Origin of the sequence: Microbacterium rhizomatis, assembly GCF_008710745.1 — a bacterium.
Classification (GTDB): domain Bacteria; phylum Actinomycetota; class Actinomycetes; order Actinomycetales; family Microbacteriaceae; genus Microbacterium; species Microbacterium rhizomatis.
In genome coordinates this window covers 160,079-173,753 of record NZ_VYSA01000005.1, presented here as the reverse complement: position 1 = coordinate 173,753, position 13,675 = coordinate 160,079, and the positions used below count along the sequence as shown (strand labels likewise).

Genomic DNA, 13,675 nt, shown 5'->3' with positions numbered 1-13,675 from the left:
CGGTGGTGCGGATTGGGTGGTGCGGGCTCTGGTGGGGCGGGCTGTGAGGACGGGTTTCAGGCGGTCGAGACCGACGCAGGTTCAGGGCGGGGCTGACGGACGGATGCGGCATCCGCAGTGGCCTTCGAACCGCGACGCCGCCCCGACGTGTCGCGACGGACGCCGCGTGGAACGGCGAAGCGCTGAGCAACGGCGAACAGCGCGTCCAGCACGAGGGCGAGCGCCGCGACCAGGAGCGCCCCGCCGAGCACCATGTCGTATCGGCGGAGCGGGATGCCGGCGATGATGTACTGCCCGAGACCGCCGAGGTTGACGTACGCCGCGATCGTGACGGTGGCTACGACCTGAAGCGTGGCCGCGCGGAGTCCGGCGACCAGGAGCGGAAGTCCCAGCGGCACCTCGATGCGCCACAGGATCTGCCACTCGGTCATGCCGACGGCGCGGCCGGCGTCGATCACACGCCGATCGATCGCCTCGAATCCGCTGTAGGCACCGGCGAGGATCGAGGGGATGGCCAGCAGCACGAAGGTGATGATCGCCGCTTCGGGCTTGTGCAGCACTCCGAGCAGCAGCACCAGGAGAAAGAGCAGTCCGAACGACGGGATCGCCCTGGCCGCACCTGAGATGCCCACGGCGATGTCGCGCCCGCGACCGGTGTGACCGATCAGCCATCCCGCGGGCACGGCGATCGCCGCCGCGATCAGCACGGAGCCGAACGTGTACACGAGGTGCTGGACGAGAGCGGTCGGGATCGGCTCGACCGACGCCGACTTATCGGTCGAGAAGATCCACGCAATCGCTTCGAGGAAGAGGTTCATGTCGTGGCACCCACTTCGAGCGCGAGCCGGACGCGCCGGCGCCCCCGGCGCGGTGCCCGCGACCATGGAAGGAGCGCCCGGCCTGCGAGGACGAGGACCAGATCGAGCACGAGGGCGATGACCATGACCGCGACGATGCCCGACAGCACCTCTTCGATGATGCGACGCTGCAACCCGTTGGTGAACAGGTAGCCGAGGTTCGTCACGCCGATCAGCGCGCCGACGGTCGCGAGGGAGACCGTGCTCACGGCGGTGACGCGGAGTCCGGCGAGGATGACGGGGCCCGCGAGCGGGAAGTCGACGGCCCACGACCGTCGCGCCGAGCCGTACCCCATCGCGGTCGCCGCGAGCCGCACATCGGGATCGACCGAGGCGAGTCCGTCGGCGATGGAGCGCACCATGAGCGCCAGGGCGTAGATCGTCAGCGCGAGGATCAAGTTCACCTCGCTCAGCGGGCTCGTCCCGAAGATCGCGGGAAGGATCGGCAGCAGCGCCAGCGAGGGGATCGTGTACAGGATGCCCGTGACCGTCAAGATGCCGGCACGCAGGCCGCGGTACCGCCACGCCAGCCACCCGAGGGGTACGGAGAGGAGGAATCCGAGCACGATGGGGATGATGCACTGGCGCAGGTGCACCAGCGAGAGATCCCAGATCAATCCGAGGTTGTCGAGCACCCACGTCATGTCGGACGCCCGCCGTCCACGAGCGCGCCCTGCGTGCGGCCCTCTGCGTCGACGACGACGGTGCCGTGGGCGGTGTGCTTGAGGCTGAGTGCCCGTTTGCCCCGGTCCGCACCGATGAAGCTCGCGACGAAGTCGGTCGCGGGGTCTTCCATGATCTCGCTCGGGCTGCCGACCTGCGCGATCTTGGCGCCTTTTTCGAGGATCACGACCTGGTCGCCGAGGAGGAACGCTTCGTCGATGTCGTGGGTGACGAATACGACGGTCTTGTCGACGTCGCGCTGGAGACGGATGAGTTCCTGCTGCAACTCGGCTCGGACGATCGGATCGACAGCGCCGAAAGGCTCGTCCATGAGAAGGATGTTCGGGTCGGCCGCGAGGCCCCTGGCCACGCCGACGCGCTGCTGCTGTCCGCCGGAGAGCTGGCTCGGGTACCGATCTGCCATGGCCGGGTCCAGGCCGACGGTCTGCATGAGCTCGAGGGCACGCACCCGTGCGGCCTTCCGTCGGACGCCCTGGAGCACCGGCACCGTCGCGATGTTGTCGGCCACCGTGAAGTGCGGCATGAGCCCGGAGTTCTGCATCACGTAGCCGATGCCCCTCCGCAACGCGACGCGGTCTTTCAGCGCCACGTCATCACCGTCGATCGCGATGGTTCCCGAGCTGGCGTCGACCATACGGTTGATCATCCGCAGCAGGGTGGTCTTTCCGCAGCCGGACGACCCGACGAACACGGTGGTCTTCCTCGACGGGATCACGAGGCTGAAGCCGTCCACCGCACGTGTGCCGTCGGGGAACTGCTTGGTCACGTCGGTGAACTCGATCACTTCGTATCCTCGTGTGTGAGACTCGTGCTGAGGCTGATGGATGGGCCGGGGCCGCGCTCACGCGACGATGTAAGCACCGAAGTGTCAGTCGACGACCTGGACTTCTTTCCAGAACGCGACGTAGCCCGAGAAGTCTTTGCCGACCTTCTCGATGGCGGTCGGGTACGGCGTGGGGTAAGACCACGCGCGATCGGCGAGCGACGCACCGCCCGCCTCGACGGTGAAGTACTGAGCCTGGCCCTTCCACGGGCAGGTGTACGGCGTCGGGCTGGCCGCCAGCGCGCCGGCCACGACGCTGGACGGTGGGAAGTACCAGTTCCCCTCGATCTGGATCAGGTCTTCCTTGTCGGCTTCGGCGATCACCGAGCCTTCGAGCACTGCCTTCATTTCGTCCTCCCGGTCACGGAGTCGGGATCTGCCGCGGATGCGCACAGGGCACCGACGGGCGCGTGTCAACACGCTACCTCAGGCCGCAGACACGAGGACCGGCTCGGCCTCCCATTGTCCGGAATACGTCATCGGGTGTAATGAGGAGGCGCGGCCTCACACCAGGCGTGCGCCCGGAACCGGGCCGTGCACGTGCAGTGCGGTGCGCCCCAGCGCCGCAAGCGTCACCTGCAGTTCGAACGCCTTCTCCGGTCCGTCGGCGAGGAAGGCGACCGTAGGCCCGGACCCGGAGACGATACCGACGATCGCCCCCGCCCCCGCCCCGAGCTGGAGAGTCTCGCTCAGATCGGGCCGGAGCGAAAGGGCAGCCGCCTGAAGATCGTTGCGCATCCGCGCGGCCAGTGCGCTCGCGCTCCCCGCACGCAGCGCGTGCAGCACGGCCGCATCGACCTCCGGAGCGCGCGCCGGCGCGATGTCGGGCGCGTGATCGGCGCGGAGGGTGTCGAGCCGCTGATACACCTCCGGGGTCGACAGACCTCCTTCGGCTGTCACGATCACCCATTCGAAGCGCCCCTTGGCCAGGGCGGGGTTCAGCTGGTCTCCCCGGCCGGTCCCGATCGCCGTGCCCCCCATGAGCGCGAACGGCACGTCGGCACCGAGTCGCGAGGCGAGCCGCTGCAGTTGTGCGTTACCGAGCTCGGCCCCCCACAGCGCGTCGCACGCGACCAGGGCGGCTGCAGCATCCGCCGACCCGCCGCCCATCCCGCCCGCGACCGGAACATGCTTGACGATCTCGAGGTGGACTCCCCCGGTGTGTCCGATCTGCGCCGCGACCAGGCGAGCCGCGCGAAGTGCGAGGTTGCGATCGTCCGCCGGCACCGCATCGACGTCGACCGTGCCCGTGACCGACACCGAGAAATCGTCCGCGGGCTCGGCCCAGAGGTCTTCGTACAGCGACACCGCCTGGTACGCGGATGCGACGTCGTGGTAGCCGTCCTCCTGCACATCGCCGACTTCGAAGAAGACGTTGAGCTTCCCGGGCGCGCGCACGTGCACCCGGTCACCGGAACGGGAGGTCACTGGGATGCCGACTCCGCCCACAGATCCACGTCGATCCCGTCCGACAGCGCGTCGATCTGCTCGATCTCGGCGGTGTCGAACGCCGGCCCGGCGAGTGCGGCGATGTTCTCGTCGAGCTGTTCGGGGCGGGATGCTCCGATCAGCGCCGAGGTCACGACCGGGTCGCGCAGCACCCACTGGATCGCCATCTGCGCGAGGGTCTGACCGCGCTCCTTCGCGATCACGTCGAGGCCGCGGAGCTTGGCGAGACCGTCGTCCGAGAGCGGCGAGGCGGGGAGCGAGCCGCGCTTCTGCGAGCGGTCTGCGGGGCCGCCGCCGAGGTACTTGTCGGTGAGCAGTCCCTGGGCGAGCGGGGTGAAGGCGATCGCGCCCATGCCCTCCTGGGCGAGCACGCCGGTGAGTCCGTCTTCGACCCAGCGGTTGAGGATCGAATAGGCAGGCTGGTGGATGACCAGCGGCGTCCCGAGGCTGCGGGCTGTGGCGGCAGCGACGGCGGTGCGCTCCGCGCTGTACGACGAGATGCCGACGTACAGCGCCTTGCCCTGGCGAACGAGCGCGTCGAGGGCTCCGATGGTCTCTTCGATGGGTGTCACGGGGTCGACGCGATGCGAGTAGAAGATGTCGACGTAGTCGACGCTCATCCGCTTCAGCGACGCCTCGGCGCTCGCGATCAGATACTTGCGCGAGCCATGGTTGCCGTACGGGCCGGGCCAGAAGTCATATCCCGCCTTCGACGAGAGGATCAGCTCGTCGCGGTAGGGCGCGAAGTCTTCGCGCATCATGCGCCCGAAGTTCGTCTCGGCGGATCCGTAGGGCGGCCCGTAATTGTTCGCGAGGTCGAAATGCGTGATGCCGTGATCGAACGCGTGGCGCAGCACCGTGCGCTGGCGGTCGAAGGGGATGTTGTCACCGAAGTTCCACCACAGTCCGAGCGAGATCGGGGGGAGGAAGAGTCCTGAGGTGCCGACCTGCCGGTACTCGGTCAGGTCGTACCGCTCGGGAGCGGCTGCGTACGGGCGATGGATCTCGGGAATGCCGGTGGGAAAGCGCTGATCGTCGGTCACCACCCCAGGCTAGCCACTTCCTGCGGGGTGGTGTCAGCCATCCACAAGTCATGCGATGATCGGCTTATACCAGGCGGATGTTTCGCGCGCAACGGGAACAGCGCGCAATCCGCCCGAAACGTCGGCGATCTACGCTGGCCCAGCCGGTGCCCCTGCGGCGCCGCTCCCCGGTTGTCTCCGCAGCCCCCCTCCCGCCCTTTCGGCGGCCGCTCCATCGAACGGATTACATGACGACTCTCACCGCCCTTCCTCGCGACCCGCAGCCCTGGAACGCGCTGCTCGCCCGTGAAGACGTGGTGCTCGCGCACGGGATGCTGCATCTCGTGCATGAGGACGTCTCGCCCTCGGCCGCGCATGATGCCGATCTGCTCTTCATCGCGCAGACCCTGGAGGATGCCGGGATCACGGGTCTCCTCGTCCGCCGAGCCGGCCGCACGACCGCGCTGGCGATCGACCTCGATCTGCGCACGGCGACCCTCGCCGCCCTCACCGGCGCGAGCGCACGGGAGCCGCTGTACGCGAAGGTCCGCGGCGGGTCGGCGATTCCGCTGCACGATGTGTCGGTGCCCTCGTCGCCCAGCGCCCTCAGGGTCTTCCGCCCGCGCATCACCGCCGACGGTGCGATGCGCTACGGCGCGGCGACCGCGGTGAACCTCGAATTCTGGCGGTTCGGCGCCGATGTCGTGCACGCCCCGCACGCCAACGCGCTCACCCGGAAGATCATGGCCACCGACGATCTGACGTTCGTCGACATCGAAGCCTATGGACGCTCCTGGCGCACGATCAGCGGCATGTTCGATCCGCAGCCCTCCGATGTCACGCACCCGGTCGACATGGTGTTCTCGTGGGTGGACGGCTCCTCCAGCGAGTTCCAGCGCCAGCGCGCGGCCGCACAATCCGAGTACGTGGTGGGCGAGGGCGATGACGGCCCCGCGCGCTACCGTCACGTCGACGAGCTCCGCTTCGCCCTCCGCAGCGTGAACATGTACGCGCCATGGGTGCGGCGGATCTTCATCGCCACCGACTCCGAGCGACCGGCGTGGCTCGCCGAGCATCCGAAGGTCACGATCGTTCGGAGCGAGGACTTCTTCCCCGACCCGTCGGTCCTGCCCATCCACAATTCGCACGCGGTCGAGTCGCAGCTGCATCGCATCGATGGTCTCGCCGAGCATTTCCTCTACTCGAACGACGACATGTTCTTCGGGCGACCCGTCGAGCCCGAGCTGTTCTTCTCGGCCGGTGGAGTGACGCGATTCGTCGAGAGCGGCGTGCGCATCGGCACAGGCGCTCCTCGCGCCGGGCGAAGCGGGCACGACAACGCCCTCCGCGTGAACCGGGCTCTGCTCGAGCGGCGCTTCGGCCGCGTGATCACGCACGATCTGGAGCACTGCCCCGTGCCGTTGCGGCGCAGCATCCTGAGCGAACTGGAAGAGGCCTTCCCCGACGATTTCGCCCGTACTTCGGCGTCGCGCTTCCGTTCGGCCACCGACATCTCGGTGACCAACAGCCTCTACCACTACTACTCGCTCTTCACCGGCCGGGCGGTCTCGACGCGCGAGCCGCGGGTGCGCTACCTGCAGACGACGCTGTCGGACTCGCTGGGCCGCATGGAGCGGCTCGCCGAACGCCGCGACATCGACATGTTCTGCCTCAACGACGGCGGCGAGGCGGAGGTGCCGGAACACGTACGCGTGCGGACCGTTCAGAGCCTGCTCGGCACGCTCTTCCCCGTGCGGGCACCGTGGGAGCGCAGCGAGGTGGCGGTCGACACAGGCACCGTCAGCCCAGGACGGGAATGGGCTCCGTCGGTGGGGCGATCCGGTTCGATCGGCTGACTTCGCGCGGGGCGATGCCCGCCTCGGCCAGACGTCTGCGCGCCTCGTCGGGATCGATGTACTCGAGCGTCGTGGTCGCCTCGACGGGGACGACCGAGTGCACGATGGTGTCGTCGTATACGTGGACCAGATTGAACGCCTGCGCGCCGTCCTGGGGCCGCGTGCCGCCGATCGGCACCGTGAGGTCTTGCGTGTAGCACGTCGCCGACGCCACCGACACGGGGATGCCCGCGAAGGTCGCGAACGTCGAGTAGTGCAGGTGGCCGGCGATGATCGTGCGCACATCCGTCCCCCGCAGGACGGCGGCGAGGCTGCGCTGGTCGCGCAGCTCGACGCTCGCGGCGAGCGCCAGCACGCTCGGGACCGGAGGATGGTGCATCGCGAGGATGGTGCCCAGCGGCGCCGGGGTCGCGAGCACATCGGCGAGCCAGCGCAGCTGCTCGGGCCGCACCTCGCCGTGGTGCAGGCCCGGGACGCTCGTGTCGAGGGTGATGATGCGAAGACCGTCGATCTCTTCGACGGAGTCGACCGGGCGTGTGTCGGCGCCTGCGTCGTCGAGGAGACCGCTGCGGAAGGCGGCGCGGTCGTCATGATTGCCCATGACCCAGAACACGCGGGCGCCCAGGCGCGCGGCGAAGGGTTCGACGAGCGCACGGAGCTGCACGTACGCGTCATGCTCGCCGCAGTCGGCGAGGTCGCCGGTGAAGACGATCGCGTCGGGCCGGATGCCGGAGGCCTCGATCGCCGCGAAAGCTCGGCCGAGCCGCTCGGCGGAGTCGATGAGGTCGAAGAGGCGTGAACCGTGCGCACGCAGGTGCGTGTCGCTGATGTGCAGCAGAACCCGTTCCGGCGATGCGTGCTCGGTGGTGCGCATGATCCGTCACTCCCCCTGACGCCGGTGCGGCACCGGGCGTCCCGCCAGTGTGACGGATGGGGGTTCATGTTACCGGCATGTTTCGGTTGCCTGGGTATGAACGCGCGATGAATACGCCGAATCCGTCATTCGTACGACGACTTCCGGTCACCTCAGGCGGCCGATGCCGCGATTCTCACGAAATCGTCGATCGAGAGCTCCTCGCCGCGCGCCGTGGGTGCGACTCCTGCGGCCTCGAGAACGGCGGATGCTTCGGCCGACGTCCCGCCCAGGACGCCGGAGAGCGCCTGCCTCAGCATCTTCCTCCGCTGCTGGAACGCGGCGTCGACGATGCGGAACGTGCGCACGCGCTCCTCGTCGGTTCCCCGCTCCTGCGCATCCCGCTCGAAGCCGACCAGCACGCTGTCGACGTTCGGCACCGGCCAGAACACCTGCCGCGAGACCATGCCGGCCAGGCGCCATCGCCCGTACCAGGCGGCCTTGACGCTCGGTGCGCCGTAGGTCTTGGATCCGGGCGGGGCCGCGAGGCGCTCGCCCACCTCGGCCTGCACCATCACGACGCCGCGCGCGAGGCTCGGGAAGTGCTCGAGGAAGTGCAGCAGCACCGGCACCGACACGTTGTAGGGCAGGTTGGCGACCAGGACGGTCGGGTCGCCCGGCAGATCCGTGATCCGGAGCGCGTCCGCGTCGACGACATCGAGCGACCTCGCATCCACGCCGTGCGCGGCGGCCGTCTGCGAGAGTCGCGCGGCCAGTCGGTGATCGATCTCGACGGCGGTGACGGATGCTCCGGTCTCGAGGATCGCGAGGGTGAGCGACCCCAGTCCGGGGCCGACTTCGACCACCCGCTCCCCCGCGCGCACACCGGCCACAGCGACGATCCGGCGCACGGTGTTGGCGTCGACGACGAAGTTCTGGCCCAGCTTCTTGGTGGGAGTGACGTCCAGTTCGGCCGCGAGCGCGCGGATCTCGGACGCACCGAGCAGAGTCACGGGCATAGCTATCACTGTATAGACACGCGACTCAAGTCCACTGTCCGAGGGGACGCCGCGTCGGTAGGGTTGCGCCATGACAGATAACGCCGGTTCCATTCCCACTGGTTCGTTCTCTCTGCGAGGCCCATACGGAAGAAGAGCGATAGGCCTGTCCGTCGCCGCTGCGGTCGGCGGATTCCTCTTCGGATTCGACTCCTCCGTCATCAACGGCGCCGTCGATTCGATCCAGGCCGATTTCGGGCTGAACGCGGTCATCACCGGCTTCGTGGTCGCGATCGCGCTCCTCGGCTGCGCGGTGGGCGCGATCCTCGCCGGCAACCTGTCAGACCGATGGGGTCGCCTCCGGGTCATGTTCCTCGGGGCCGTCATGTTCTTCGTCAGCTCGCTCGGCGCCGGACTCGCGTTCTCCGTCTGGGACCTCGCGCTGTGGCGCATCATCGGCGGTCTCGGGATCGGCATCGCATCGGTGGTCGCCCCGGCGTACATCGCCGAGATCGCGCCGCGGCAGATCCGCGGCGGCCTGGCCTCGCTGCAGCAGCTGGCCATCACGATCGGTATCTTCGCCGCCCTCCTGTCCGACGCTCTGCTCGCGAATGCGGCCGGCGGCGCAGACAGCGTGCTGTGGTTCGGACTCGAGGCGTGGCGGTGGATGTTCATCGTCGGCATCATCCCGGCGGCGGTGTACGGCATCCTGTCCTTCACCGTTCCCGAATCCCCCAGGTATCTGATCAGCAAGGGACGCAACGACGAGGCGAAGGAGATCTTCTCCCGACTCGTTCCGCCCGCCGACCTGAACCAGACGATGAAAGAGCTGACCAACGCGATCGAGGAGGACAAGAAGACGCAGGGTGTCTCGCTCAGAGGCCCGGTGTTCGGGCTTCAGGGCATCGTCTGGGTCGGCATCATCCTGTCGGTGTTCCAGCAGTTCGTCGGCATCAATGTGATCTTCTACTACTCGACCACGCTCTGGCAGTCGGTCGGGTTCCCCGAGAGCGCGTCGCTGACGATCAGCGTGGTCACCTCGATCACGAACGTCCTGGTGACCCTGATCGCGATCTTCCTGGTCGACCGCGTCGGGCGGAAGCCGATCCTGCTGACCGGCTCGGTCATGATGGCGCTCTCGCTCGGCACCATGGCCATCGCGTTCATGTTCTCGACGACGGATGCCGAGGGCGCGGTCTCGCTCGGGGCCCCGTGGGGGCCGATCGCGCTGGTCGCAGCGAACATCTTCGTGATCGGGTTCGGCGCCTCGTGGGGTCCCCTGGTCTGGGTGCTCCTCGGCGAGATCTTCCCGAGCCGCATCCGCGGCAAGGCCCTCGGCGTCGCCGCCGGCGCCCAGTGGATCGCGAACTTCCTGATCACCGTGAGCTTCCCGGCGATGTCGGCGTGGTCTCTGCCCCTCACATACGGCATGTACGCCGCCTTCGCCGCCCTGTCGTTCTTCTACGTCTTCTTCAAGATCCCCGAGACGAAGGGCATGGAGCTCGAGAAGACCGAGACCCTGTTCCATCGGCCCGCCAAGGCCGACGCCAAGGCCTAGCTCGGCGGCTAGGGCCGGGTTGCCGGCATCCGAACGTCGGAGAATCACCCGAATGCCGGAGGATTTCAGCGAAATCCTCCGGCATTCGCCTCATTCTCCGACGTCGCGCGGCAGGCAGGTGTGTGGGGCGCAGGTGGGTGGGGCATTGCCAGGCGCGGCGCATCGGCCTATGGTCGCGATATGAAGCGAAGCTGGCCGCTCGTCGTCATCGGTGTCGTGCTTCTCGCGATCGGGCTGGTGTGGACCCTTCAAGGGTTCAACGTGCTGGGCGGGTCGGTGATGAGCGGCTCGTCCCTGTGGGCGACGATCGGCCCGATCGTGCTGATCATCGGAGCTGTGCTGGTCGTCGTCGCGATCGTCGTCGGCCGGCGACGCGGCACGTCCTGACCGGCAGTCGCCTCAGGACTCCGACGGCACGAGCGGCAGCTCGGGTCCGTAGTTCCAGGAGAGGATGGCCGGCTGCTCGCGGTAGAAGCTGAGAACGGAGACCGAGCCCGCGTCCAGCGTGATCTGCGCTCCGAAGCGCGGAGCCATCCGCAGATACACGGCGGTGAGAATGCGCAGGAAGTGGCCGTGCGCCACCAGCGCGACATCCCCCTCGGCCATCGCGGGCAGCACCCGGGTGAGCACGCGCGAGGCGCGCGCGGCGACCTCCTCCACCGTTTCACCGGGTGTCTCGCCTCGGATCACGCCATGGGTGAACGCGCTCCAGTTATAGCCGAGTTCCGCTCTGATTTCGCGCGTCGTCCGGCCCTCGTACCCGCCGTAGTCCCACTCGACGAGGAGAGGGTCGACGTCAGCCTGGAGCCCTGCGAGCTCGGCGGTGCGCCGCGCTCGCTGCAACGGTGAGGTCAGCACGAGCGAGAAGTCGTACCCGGTGACCAGCTCGCCCGCCGCACGAGCGAGCTCTTCCCCCCGGTCGGTGAGTGGGATGTCGGTGAGACCGGTGTGCTTCCCACTCTTGGACCACTCCGTCTCACCGTGACGCAGCAGCACGAGCTTGCCCGACGGGTTGTCGGGAATGGGTCGTTCGGGGAGCGGATCGTTTGTGTTCACACCGCAACAGTACTGTCGCGGTCAGTCCTGGAACGGGCCGTAGACCTCGAGCGTGTTGGCCGCGAGCTGCGCGCAGAGCGCGTCGACATCGAGCGCGAGTTCGGCAGCCATGAACCGCACCGTCACAGGGATCAGGTACGGCGCGTTCGGGCGACCCCGGTGAGGCACGGGCGTGAGGAACGGGGCATCCGTCTCGACCAGGATGCGCTTCAGAGGCGTGACAGCCAGTGCATCGCGCAGATTCTGGGCGTTCTTGAACGTCACATTGCCGGCGAACGACAGGTAGTACCCGGCATCCGCGGCGACGCGGGCCATCGCGTCGTCGCCGGAGAAGCAATGAAAGACCGTGCGCTCCGGAGCGCCGACCCGCGCGAGAGTCTCCAGAACGGCATCGTGTGCGTCGCGATCGTGGATCTGCATCGCGATCCCGTGCTTCTTCGCCAGCGCGATATGGGCCTCGAAGCTCTCGAACTGCGCAGGGATGCCGTCGGCCTCCGTACGGAAGAAGTCGAGGCCTGTCTCGCCGATCGCGCGCACCCGCGGCTGAGCAGCGAGGTCATCGATCACGGCGATCGCCTCGTCGAGCCGGGCCGCCGCCTTGTACGCCGGAGCCTCGTTGGGGTGGATGGCGACCGCGGCCAGGACGCGGGGGTGGGATGCTGCCGCCCACGCCGACCAGCGACTCGAGTCGATGTCGCCACCGGCCTGCACGACGCCGATGATCCCGACCCCGGCTGCACGCGCGAGCTGTGCCTCGAGCGACAGCGGCTCGTCGCCGTCAGCGATCTCGAGGTGGCAGTGGTTGTCGTAGACCGGGACGGTCAGAGGCTCGGGCGCGGCAGGCCACCGTACGTCTTTGCGACCCTCCTGGGTGCGCTCGCGGACGTACTGACTCGGGTCGCTCACACGCTCTGCTCGACACGCGGGAAGAGCGGCGCGAGGCCGTTCACCGACGTACCCGGCTTCAACGCTCCCCACGCGCCCGCCTCACGGATCGGCTGATCCTGCAGCCGCCCGAGACTCTCGGCGGCGCCGAGCGCGACCCACAGCTTCTCAGTCGCGACCGGGGTGACGGGCGAGAGCAGCACTGCGAGCGCGCGAAGCCCCTCGGCCGCCGTGTACAGCACGGTGCCGAGGCGTTCGCGCTGCGCGTCGTCCTTCGCGAGCGCCCAGGGCTCGTTCTCGGTGATGTAGAGGTTCAGCGCGTCGACGATCGTCCAGATGGCGGCGATCGCCTCGTCGATGCGGAACCGGTCGATCGCCGCATCGGCGGTGGCCGCAGCATCCGCCACCGTCTGCTGGATCGCGAGATCCTGCGCCGAGTACTCCCCCGCGGGCGGGACGACGCCCTCGAAATACCGCTCGATCATCGCGACCGTGCGCGACGCGAGGTTGCCGAATCCGTTGGCGAGTTCGGCCTGATACCGGGCCGACAGGTCTTCCCACGAGAACGACCCGTCCTGCCCGAACGCGATCGCCGAGAGGAAGTAGAACCGGTAGGCATCCGAGCCGAAGACGTCGGTGATCTCGGTGGGTGCGATACCGGTGAGCTTCGACTTCGACATCTTCTCGCCGCCGACCAGCAGCCACCCGTGCGCGTAGACGCCGCGCGGCACCTCGACCCCCGCAGCCAGCAGCATCGCCGGCCAGATGACGGCGTGGAAACGCAGGATGTCCTTGCCGACCACGTGATACGCCGGCCAGCGGCGGGCGAACTCCTCGGGGTCGGCGCCATACCCCACCGCGGTCGCGTAGTTCAGCAGGGCGTCGACCCAGACGTAGATCACGTGCGACTCGTCCCACGGCACCTTGATGCCCCAGTCGAAGGTCGAACGCGAGATCGACAGGTCTTTCAGCCCCTGCTTCACGAAGGACACGACCTCGTTGCGGGCCGAGTCGGGGCGCACGAAATCGGTCTTATAGAGCTCGAGCAGCTGATCCTGGAACTCGCTCAGCTTGAAGAAGTAGTTCTTCTCCTGCAGCAGCTCGAGCGGGATCGAGTGGATCGCGCAGACCTTGAGTCCTTCGAACGCGCCCGTGCCGTCGACGATCTCGGACTCGGTCTTGAATTCCTCGCACCCGACGCAGTACAGCGCCTCGAACTCGCCGGCGTAGATGTACCCGCGGTCGTAGATCGCCTGCACGAACTTCTGCACGCGCTCCTCGTGACGGGGCTGCGTCGTTCGGATGAAGTCGTCGTTCGCGACATCGAGCGTCTTCAGCAGCGGGAACCACGATTCGCCGACCAGCCGGTCCACCCACTCCTGCGGGGTCGCGCCGTTCGCGGCGGCGGCCCGCAGCATCTTCTGCCCGTGCTCGTCGGTGCCCGTGAGCATCCACGTGTCGTCTCCCGCCTGGCGGTGCCAGCGCGCGAGCGCGTCGACGGCCACGGTGGTGTATCCGTGGCCGATGTGGGGCACGTCGCTCGGGTAGTAGATGGGCGTCGTGATGTAGAAGGATTCGCCGGTAGGCATACCTTCGATTCTAGTTCGAGGGGATGCGGCGCCTCGGCCTGTTAC

14 protein-coding genes are annotated in these 13,675 nt (G+C 68.1%); 3 read left to right on the top strand and 11 right to left on the bottom strand.

From position 1 onward, the window contains the following. Nucleotides 1-56 precede the first annotated feature (56 nt). The 6 genes from F6B43_RS17885 to F6B43_RS17860 all read right to left on the bottom strand — a co-directional run bounded on the left by F6B43_RS17885 (nucleotide 57) and on the right by F6B43_RS17860 (nucleotide 4,856). Nucleotides 57-818, bottom strand: a complete 762-nt coding sequence (locus tag F6B43_RS17885; protein ID WP_150450366.1) for an ABC transporter permease — start codon at nucleotides 816-818, stop codon at nucleotides 57-59. Further along, nucleotides 815-1,501 (bottom strand): ABC transporter permease, encoded by a 687-nt coding sequence (locus F6B43_RS17880; RefSeq protein ID WP_150450365.1) that lies wholly within the window; start codon nucleotides 1,499-1,501, stop codon nucleotides 815-817. Before F6B43_RS17880 ends, F6B43_RS17885 begins: the two co-directional genes overlap by 4 nt. Beyond that, nucleotides 1,498-2,325, bottom strand: coding sequence for an ABC transporter ATP-binding protein (locus F6B43_RS17875; RefSeq protein WP_150450364.1), 828 nt, complete (start codon nucleotides 2,323-2,325; stop codon nucleotides 1,498-1,500). Before F6B43_RS17875 ends, F6B43_RS17880 begins: the two co-directional genes overlap by 4 nt. Before the next feature lie 84 nt (nucleotides 2,326-2,409). After that, a complete protein-coding gene (locus F6B43_RS17870; protein WP_150450363.1) occupies nucleotides 2,410-2,712 on the bottom strand; it encodes a DUF427 domain-containing protein in 303 nt (100 codons plus the stop codon). A gap of 156 nt (nucleotides 2,713-2,868) precedes the next feature. After that, the gene (locus tag F6B43_RS17865) at nucleotides 2,869-3,798 is read right to left on the bottom strand and encodes a 4-(cytidine 5'-diphospho)-2-C-methyl-D-erythritol kinase (protein WP_150450423.1); all 930 of its coding nucleotides are present in this window, start codon (nucleotides 3,796-3,798) and stop codon (nucleotides 2,869-2,871) included. Continuing rightward, nucleotides 3,789-4,856, bottom strand: a complete 1,068-nt coding sequence (locus F6B43_RS17860) for an aldo/keto reductase (RefSeq protein ID WP_150450362.1) — start codon at nucleotides 4,854-4,856, stop codon at nucleotides 3,789-3,791. The genes F6B43_RS17865 and F6B43_RS17860 overlap by 10 nt, the downstream gene beginning before the upstream one ends. 227 nt (nucleotides 4,857-5,083) lie before the next feature. Here F6B43_RS17860 and F6B43_RS17855 point away from each other — a divergent pair, with 227 nt between their 5' ends. Continuing rightward, nucleotides 5,084-6,691, top strand: a complete 1,608-nt coding sequence (locus F6B43_RS17855) for a stealth conserved region 3 domain-containing protein (RefSeq protein WP_150450361.1) — start codon at nucleotides 5,084-5,086, stop codon at nucleotides 6,689-6,691. Here the strand turns inward: F6B43_RS17855 and F6B43_RS17850 are convergent. Together F6B43_RS17850 and rsmA are read right to left on the bottom strand one after the other, a co-directional pair. After that, nucleotides 6,636-7,565 carry a phosphodiesterase gene (locus tag F6B43_RS17850; RefSeq protein ID WP_150450360.1) on the bottom strand — a complete coding sequence of 310 codons (930 nt, stop codon included), beginning with the start codon at nucleotides 7,563-7,565 and terminating at the stop codon, nucleotides 6,636-6,638. The genes F6B43_RS17855 and F6B43_RS17850 overlap by 56 nt on opposite strands. 152 nt (nucleotides 7,566-7,717) lie before the next feature. Next, the gene (gene rsmA, locus F6B43_RS17845; protein WP_150450359.1) at nucleotides 7,718-8,563 is read right to left on the bottom strand and encodes a 16S rRNA (adenine(1518)-N(6)/adenine(1519)-N(6))-dimethyltransferase RsmA; all 846 of its coding nucleotides are present in this window, start codon (nucleotides 8,561-8,563) and stop codon (nucleotides 7,718-7,720) included. Nucleotides 8,564-8,633: 70 nt separating this feature from the next. Here rsmA and F6B43_RS17840 point away from each other — a divergent pair, with 70 nt between their 5' ends. Both F6B43_RS17840 and F6B43_RS17830 read left to right on the top strand, forming a co-directional pair. Then, entirely contained in the window at nucleotides 8,634-10,100 is a 1,467-nt protein-coding gene (locus F6B43_RS17840) for a sugar porter family MFS transporter (protein ID WP_150450358.1), read from the top strand. 180 nt (nucleotides 10,101-10,280) lie between these two features. Further along, nucleotides 10,281-10,487 (top strand): hypothetical protein, encoded by a 207-nt coding sequence (locus F6B43_RS17830; protein ID WP_150450356.1) that lies wholly within the window; start codon nucleotides 10,281-10,283, stop codon nucleotides 10,485-10,487. A gap of 12 nt (nucleotides 10,488-10,499) precedes the next feature. Here the strand turns inward: F6B43_RS17830 and F6B43_RS17825 are convergent, their stop codons facing one another. From F6B43_RS17825 to metG, 3 genes are read right to left on the bottom strand one after another with little or no spacing between them, the layout of a single operon-like run. Next, complete coding sequence (locus F6B43_RS17825; RefSeq protein WP_246160041.1) at nucleotides 10,500-11,156, bottom strand: histidine phosphatase family protein; 657 nt, start codon at nucleotides 11,154-11,156, stop codon at nucleotides 10,500-10,502. A gap of 21 nt (nucleotides 11,157-11,177) precedes the next feature. Beyond that, nucleotides 11,178-12,062: a TatD family hydrolase gene (locus F6B43_RS17820; RefSeq protein ID WP_150450355.1), complete on the bottom strand. Its 885-nt coding sequence runs from the start codon at nucleotides 12,060-12,062 to the stop codon at nucleotides 11,178-11,180. Next, the gene (gene metG, locus F6B43_RS17815; RefSeq protein ID WP_150450354.1) at nucleotides 12,059-13,630 is read right to left on the bottom strand and encodes a methionine--tRNA ligase; all 1,572 of its coding nucleotides are present in this window, start codon (nucleotides 13,628-13,630) and stop codon (nucleotides 12,059-12,061) included. The genes F6B43_RS17820 and metG overlap by 4 nt, the downstream gene beginning before the upstream one ends. Nucleotides 13,631-13,675 lie beyond the last annotated feature (45 nt).